This window comes from Candidatus Nanosynsacchari sp. TM7_ANC_38.39_G1_1 (assembly GCF_004138385.1).
Map to the genome: position 1 here is coordinate 1 of NZ_PQNZ01000054.1, position 5,252 is coordinate 5,252.

Sequence of the window (5,252 nt, forward strand, 5' to 3'; positions counted from 1 at the left end):
ATAACGACTCCCAAAGATCTTATCCCAAAAAAGTTATAGTTCCCTAACAATTTAGATATTGGTATAATACTTCCTCAAATCCCCCTCTGTTACGAGGGGGATTTTTGGTTAGAAAAATGCTAATTGACCAGCGGGTACGTTCTTTTCTTGGACAGTTTTTTCGCCAACGATAACGTACATATGCGTGAATTGATGTTCGGTCAAGTATAGTAATCGTACTGATCCGCTATCTGGTGCGTGGCGTTTGACGCGCATCATGTGCTTCTCGGCAACGTCGCGGTTTGGACACAGTCTAGTGTATACGCTATATTGCAGCATGTCAAAGCCGTCGTCCAGCAAAAATTTGCGAAATTGTGTAGCGGCTTTGCGCTCAGCTTTAGTGTTGGTCGGCAAATCAAAGAATACCGCGACCCTCATGATTTTATATGACATCCCTTCTCTGTTAGGAGGCGATTTTTGGCAAAAGAAGCTTACGCGCCTCCTTTACCTCAATACACTCGATAAAGCTTTCAACTGTTCGCTCGATCGCATGTTTTACAGTAAACTTCTTACCATTAATTATAACACAATAATTTAATATGTCAATGATGAGTTGACGGTCATGCTTGGTGAGGCTAGCGTCGCGATCGCCGACGTGAAGCGGGGCGACTTTTTCTAAGACATATAAATCAACGGCGGCACGGTAAGGCTCAATCAAGTCGTCGGCTAAATTAAAACTGTTGAGCTCATTGTGATGGAAAATTCCTTGCGAAGCAACTAGCCCGCGAGCGGCAATATGTCGAGCGATATGACTGCGGACCATTGCGTAGCCATAGTTAAGCGCGGCATTGTGCCAAATTGGCTTGCGGCGTGTGGCGTCGTCGAGTAGCTGGTCAAAATATATGCGAGCAGCTAGCGACTCGCGATTGCTAGTGTCGCCTGATTTGACATCGCTTGCGTACGCCCGAAGCGGAGCATCGTCCAGTCCGACCGCTTGTAGAACATCGGCTTGATTGGTGATTTTTTGCTCAACGATGCGTTGCCACAGCTGTTTTTTAAGCGGCTGACTCATGGCAAGCTGCTGGCGCGAAACTTTAGCCTGGCGCGAGTGCTGTGAATACGGCAAAATCACGCTGGCTGGCAGATGTTTCTCGTCGCAGATAACAGTTGTTGTGCTCTTGGTAGCGAGTGCTGTTAGTAAGTTTGCGGTCGTGGTTATGCCATAACTATCCAGAACAAGCGTGTCGAGGTCTTCAATTGGTAGTGTCGCTTCGATATCTTGCGCGATTACTAATTGATTATCCCGCAGACTGAGTCTGGCAGGGTTTTCGATAGCTACGACGCGCCAGGCCATTTATAACCACCTGTAGTTATCGCCGAGGACGGAGATGTCGTAACGTTCGATGAGGTTAGCGGATCGGGGTGAAATACGGTGCCGGTTTATACCTTCTTTATTTGGGGAGGCCGCATCTATGACAGTTATTCGCCCAGATCCAGAATCGTAGGCTATATAATAACCTTCCTCAATAGTATTACCAAAGTAACACCTCACATAATCATTCGGATACAAAGAACAAACCTTAGTGAATGTTTTGTCTACGTCAGTGAACCCTTTGGGTGCTGGCAGTATCTTTGTTGGCGTGGGCTTATTTTTGCCAACTTGATGGGCGTAAACTGGCGCGAAGAAGTGCTCAATTTTCCCCTTTTTATTCGGCTTTTGATAAACGTCAAGCCGTACCATAGATCCGTTGTTAACAAACGCTTTGCTATCGTTAATGTAAAATCCGCTCGGTTGCGTCGAGTATACTTTGATGGTCGAGACTGACGACAGTTGTTTGCCGTTTTTGTCGAATTTTTTGTCATTTTTGTAAATAGGTTCAGCAAAAGCTTTTTCTGGGTTATCACCGTGAGTATCTAGTTTCTCGAGCAATTTATCGTACAGCCACTTATCAGATTCTTTAAGTACGGAGTTTTCGACGTCTTTTCGCTTAATTTTGTTTAGTGGTATTCGTACGGTTCGTTGATCACCATCTTTAGCCTTTGGTGAGCGAATAGTCTCCTTGTGGGCTTGAGCGGTAGCTTTGCGGCGTGGCATACGGGAAACGAAGATTGGTTTTATGCTTAGGCGGAACTCCTCGTCGTAATTATCAAGTCCACGTAGCTCATTTTGTAGTGTGGCGATATCGATGTTGAGGGTGCGTTTCATGACTTCTTTGCCGAAATTATCCCAGGGTTGCGGAAAGTACTTTGAAGACAGTACGATCGCCGCATCCTTGCGCCGCTGAGCTTTATCAAACTCGTCTTCGTCAATAATTTCACCAGTCAACTTGTCAGTCTTTTCTTCCATCGTTTTCGCAGCAGCTAATAGGGTGGCTATCTCCCCGCGTTTCGCGAATAAATTCGCTTGTCTTACTATGCTGTTATCGATTGCCGCAACAACCGCCGCATCCTTGGCGTGATGCAGTACATCCTAGCACGATCCTTGGCTAGTCCCCAGCGTTTGCGTAGATAGGCTGTTGTCGTACCGTTTGGCGCGATTATACGCTGTTTTTCTTCACCTTCTGCAAAGTCGACATTCTGGCGTAGATAATTTTGGATAAACCGCGTGATATATCGCGTGTCATTTAGGGCACGCACATTCCAGCTGTCATTTTTGTAATCTTGAAGCAATAGATTTTGCTTCTTTTTCATGGCGTAGCCGTTGTATTTGTATTTAATAGCATTCGTGGCTTTGTCAGATGTTTTAACATCACGCGTCTTATACGTTGTTTCAACAAGTGCTACGAATTTCTCCCATCGTTGTTCATCGGTACCAAAATATTCAAACGGCGTCCTGTCGGCTTTCTTTTGATTCTCCTCTGTGAATACCAAAACTTTGTTAGTAATTCCGTCGTTATTGGAACGTGAAAATGGCACGATGTGATCAACTTGATAGGCGTTATCATCGCGTAGCATGGTTTCAAAGTCAATTGGATTGCCAGAGTATAAGCACTTGCCCTGCTGTTCGCGATAGAGCTTGACTTTAATGATCTGCTGACCGGTTGGAGTGACGACGCCGTTCTCATTTAGCGTCTGAATAATACTTTGGTTACGTGCCTGGTTTTCCTTATTTTCATTTTCAATCGCCTTGCGGTCTTTGAAGTTTTTTGCCAAATCGCGAGCGGTTTCGACTTTGATGAAATACGGCTTACCGTATTTGCGTTCAATAGCACGAACGACCTTCAGGGTCTGTGCTATGACACGCTTGACGACGGGGTTGGTGATTTGCTCTAGGCTGGCAGATTGCTTTTTGAAGTTGTAGCCAGCTGCCTCGCAGGCTTTGTCGTAAGTCATACCCTCGAGGATGTGTGGCGTGATTTTTTGTAGAGCTTTGATCGATAAATAGCCGAACGCTTTGAAATTGGTTGGCTTAATTTTGACAATAGCCTCTTTGGCTTTGTCAGAAAGCGGCAGTGAATCTAGTTCAGCTTGAATGCCCTCGTCGGCTTTTTGCGTAGTGAGGATGTAGGCGATTTGATTGATCGCCGATTCATTATCAATTTTCGCCCAATCTTCTGGTAAATCTTTCAGCACTAACCTGATGTCGCTATACGCTTTTAGACCGCCAAAAGTATTGTCTTCGCCAAATTCATCACCCTCTTTCTTCTTGCCGCGCACGTCTTTTGGTGCGTAGTCTTCGCTAATTCCTGCGGTGCTGCGTACCTTTTTGTAGGTTAAGCTTTTTTGGTTTTTGGCTAGATCAATGACTTTGCTAATTTGTTCTGAAGACAATCTTACCTCTAGATTTTCGCGCTTGGCTTGGCGTTTGCTGGCGTCGCGAGGAATGAATACGAGGTGCGACAAATCGCTTGCCAGGCGAAATACCTCGAAACTATAGCTGGATTTTGGCGCTCTCTTCTCGCTATCTTCAAAAGTACATTTGCCGACCATCTTTTCGATTAGTTCTTTAGTCATAAATGGACGCTGGTACATTATGGCACTTACATTGATGACTTGTTCGTCGTTAATTCCATAAATCAATTCGTTAATGGTCCGTTCGGGAACATTTTTCAGGGTGTAGTTTCGCTGAGTTTTGACTATTGTCTCTAGTTCACGCAAAAAGTCATCACGTGCAAAACTGTTGGTATAGTCGTCGCGTTTATTGCGCTTGTGCGGAGCGAATTTTTCATCGCGACTCAGCGCGTCGCCGACAGTCGTGTAATTGTTGTCGGCGAGGAATTTCTCGTTGGTCTTGAGCGCGCTAGTGACGCGGCCGCCTTCTTTGTCTGATTCTTCCACGACCTTGCGGTTCGACTTGAAGCCGCGTCGTTTGGCAATCTGATATAAAACTTTGAGCAACTCTTCGGGCGATAATTCTTCGGTAAGTGCTCTTGCTCGCAGACCATACACGTCTAATTTGTTGAAATCAGACTTGTAATCTAGAACTTCTTCGACTTGATTTTTAGTGAGGATGTTTTGGTCGACAAAAAATTGCTTTAGGTTATTGAGGCACTGGCGGCGGCGCTTTAGGCGACGGCGAGCTGATCGGGCATCACGGCGCGGTTTGGCGAGTGAATCACCGTTTTGAGGATCTTCTGGCCGCTCAAAAATCCTCACTCCCAAATCATGAATACGCTTTTTATCTAAATCCAGTACTGCCCAACCAACTGAACTGGTGCCGATGTCTAGCCCTAGCGAATATTTTTTCGGTGAATATGAAGATTTTTCTGTCATAAAGAAGTCCTTTTTATAGTATCGTTAGTATAATTATACAACAAAAAGCGATAATTGAAATTTTGCGGCGCTCAGCCGCAGTGCAAAAGATAATCCGCCCAACGAGTGAGCGGATTAGAGCTTTGCTCCAGTATTTCTTATACTTTACAGCGGATTTTTACCGCCAGATTATTATAGAAACCTAGAACAATTTAGATATTGGTACAATCCTTACTTAAGGGACTGTAATTGTAGTTTAGCGCACTTATTATGATTGCGCAAGTGTCTGGTTAAATAGTGCTATAATTACTAATATGGACACATCTGGGATACAATCTATCGCCGTTAAGGTGAGCGGATCTAACTCCGCCCTGCTTGATGATGCAGATGGGTTGCAGAAACTAATGCGCGACATTGCTAAGGGGGCTGGCTTGCATCCCTTAGAGTCGGTAACTCATCAGTTTTCGCCCCAGGGGGTTAGTTCTGCTCTGCTTTTGTCTGAGTCGCATATCGCAGTTCACACATGGCCGGAAAGTGGCACTGCTTATATATCAATGACTACTTGTAAACCCTTGACTGAT

At 45.0% G+C, this 5,252-nt stretch carries 5 protein-coding genes; 1 reads left to right on the forward strand and 4 read right to left on the reverse strand.

Annotated elements, in window-relative coordinates; genetic code table 11:
* Window positions 1-108: 108 nt before the first annotated feature.
* From cas2 to cas9, 4 genes are all read right to left on the reverse strand, one after another.
* Window positions 109-417, reverse strand: a complete 309-nt coding sequence (gene cas2, locus G1ANC_RS03610) for a CRISPR-associated endonuclease Cas2 (protein WP_206660731.1) — start codon at window positions 415-417, stop codon at window positions 109-111.
* Between the two features lie 25 nt (window positions 418-442).
* Window positions 443-1,333: a type II CRISPR-associated endonuclease Cas1 gene (gene cas1 / locus G1ANC_RS03615; RefSeq protein ID WP_129693640.1), complete on the reverse strand. Its 891-nt coding sequence runs from the start codon at window positions 1,331-1,333 to the stop codon at window positions 443-445.
* Complete coding sequence (locus G1ANC_RS03620) at window positions 1,334-2,326, reverse strand: hypothetical protein (RefSeq protein ID WP_129693641.1); 993 nt, start codon at window positions 2,324-2,326, stop codon at window positions 1,334-1,336.
* 65 nt (window positions 2,327-2,391) lie between these two features.
* Window positions 2,392-4,692, reverse strand: a complete 2,301-nt coding sequence (cas9, locus tag G1ANC_RS03625; protein ID WP_129693642.1) for a type II CRISPR RNA-guided endonuclease Cas9 — start codon at window positions 4,690-4,692, stop codon at window positions 2,392-2,394.
* A 293-nt stretch (window positions 4,693-4,985) separates the two neighbouring features.
* Here cas9 and G1ANC_RS03630 point away from each other — a divergent pair.
* On the forward strand, window positions 4,986-5,252 hold a 267-nt coding region (locus G1ANC_RS03630; protein WP_129693643.1), incomplete at its 3' end, for an S-adenosylmethionine decarboxylase family protein.

What these genes read in the sequence shown, in the direction of transcription:
- cas2 (WP_206660731.1), bottom strand. Translation starts at nt 417, where the DNA reads ATGAGGGTCGCGGTATTCTTTGATTTGCCGACCAACACTAAAGCTGAG.
- cas1 (WP_129693640.1), bottom strand. Translation starts at nt 1,333, where the DNA reads ATGGCCTGGCGCGTCGTAGCTATCGAAAACCCTGCCAGACTCAGTCTG.
- G1ANC_RS03620 (WP_129693641.1), bottom strand. Translation starts at nt 2,326, where the DNA reads ATGGAAGAAAAGACTGACAAGTTGACTGGTGAAATTATTGACGAAGAC.
- cas9 (WP_129693642.1), bottom strand. Translation starts at nt 4,692, where the DNA reads ATGACAGAAAAATCTTCATATTCACCGAAAAAATATTCGCTAGGGCTA.